Genomic DNA, 1,612 nt, shown 5'->3' with positions numbered 1-1,612 from the left:
AGATCGACGCCCAAGGGAGCAGTTCGTCCAGTCGCGCCGCAGGCCAACCATTGACGAGCTTCGCGAGAACATCAGCGAGCCAGTGCTCGGCACTGACGCCATTGAGCTTACAGGTCTCGATTAACGAAGCCAGAACTGCCCAATTCTCGGCGCCCTCGTCGCAACCGGCAAAAAGGGAGTTCTTGGCGTTGAGCTTGATCGGCCGCATCGCACGCTCGACAGCATTCGTGTCCATCTCGATGCGCCCGTCATCAAGATAGAGCGTCAGGCCGTCCCAATGACGCAGCGCGTAACGCAGGGCCTTCGCCGTGTCGCTCTTCTGTGCAAGGTGATCAAGCTTGGCCTCAAACCACTGCTTCAAGGCTGTCGCCAGAGGTCGGGCATGCGCCTGCCTGCCAGCACGGCGCTCGGCATCTGATCGGCCGCGGAGCGCTTTTTCGACTGCGTAAAGTTGGGCGATGCGCTCAAGAGCCTCGCGGGCAACCGGAGCTGGCGCCGGAGCGGCCTCGCGCTCGATCTTCACAAACTGGCGCCTCAGATGCGACCAGCAGAAGGCGAGCGTCCCGGACAAGGCGTCCGCACGCGTCTCTCGGGTCATAGTCTTGTAAGCCTGATAGCCGTCGCAGTGGATGATGCCGCGAAAGCCCTCAAGCAGCTGCAAGCCATGGATGGCCCCACGGCCCGGTGCATAGGCATAGACCACCCCAGGCGGATCAGGGCCGGCCCAAGGCCGGTCATCGCGCGAGAGCGCCCAGAAGTAGCCGGTTTTGGTCCTGCCGCGCCCCGGATCCAGCACCGGCGCCGGGGTCTCATCGACACAAAGCTTCGCGGAGGCGAGCAAAACCTCGCGCAGACGACGCCACAAGGGCTTCAGCTCCTGGGCAGCATAGCCGACCCAGAAGGCGAGCGTGGAACGATCGATGGCAATTCCGTGGGTCGCCAGCATCTGCGCCTGGCGGTAAAGCGGCAAATGCCAATGATACTTGGCGTCGATCACATGCGCGACGAGCCGCTCGGTCGGCAGTCCTCCCCTGATCAATCGCTCGGGAGCAGCGTGCTGGAGAACGACGCCCTGGCAGGCACGGCAGGCCAGTTTGGGCCGGCGGGTAACGATGACGCGATACTGCGCCGGTACGACGTCCAGCCTCTGGCTCTCATCGCGGCCAATCTCAACGAGATCGCCTTTGCAAGACGGGCAGCAGGTTGCAGCCGGCATCAGCGTTTCGACGATGCGTGGCAAATGCTCCGGCAGCTTGCCACGATTGGCCCTGCGCTCGGCAGCTCTCTTCTCGCGTGTTTTGGGATTGGCGCGGTCCTCGGCTGCTTCGAGAGCCGCGACAGCCTGATCGATATCCTCCAGAACAAGCTGGAGCTGATCAGCGTCAAGCTTTTCCGAGGATCGACCGAACTGCGCATCTTTCGCAAGCTTGAGCAACCGCTCGAGCCTGGCGCAACGATCCAGCAGAGCCGCGGCAAAGACACGCAGCTCGCTTGGATCGCTCGGCAGCTCATCAGGCAAATCACTCATTGGCCCGAGTCTGCCATGCTTCGCGCCCCGATGCAGCGAAGACTTTATGTCCTACGCAAGTGCTTTCGGCTGCGGGATTCGAGG

Annotated in this window: 1 protein-coding gene; it reads right to left on the bottom strand. The window is 62.7% G+C overall.

The genetic code is table 11. The features are described from left to right. On the bottom strand, positions 1 to 1,528 hold a 1,528-nt coding region (locus IVA80_RS14860; protein ID WP_247431022.1), incomplete at its 3' end, for an IS66 family transposase. Positions 1,529 to 1,612 lie beyond the last annotated feature (84 nt).

The organism is Bradyrhizobium sp. 139 (genome assembly GCF_023074175.1).
GTDB lineage: Bacteria > Pseudomonadota > Alphaproteobacteria > Rhizobiales > Xanthobacteraceae > Bradyrhizobium.
The sequence above is the reverse complement of the archived record's forward strand: the minus strand, read 5'-3'. Positions and strand labels throughout refer to the sequence as shown.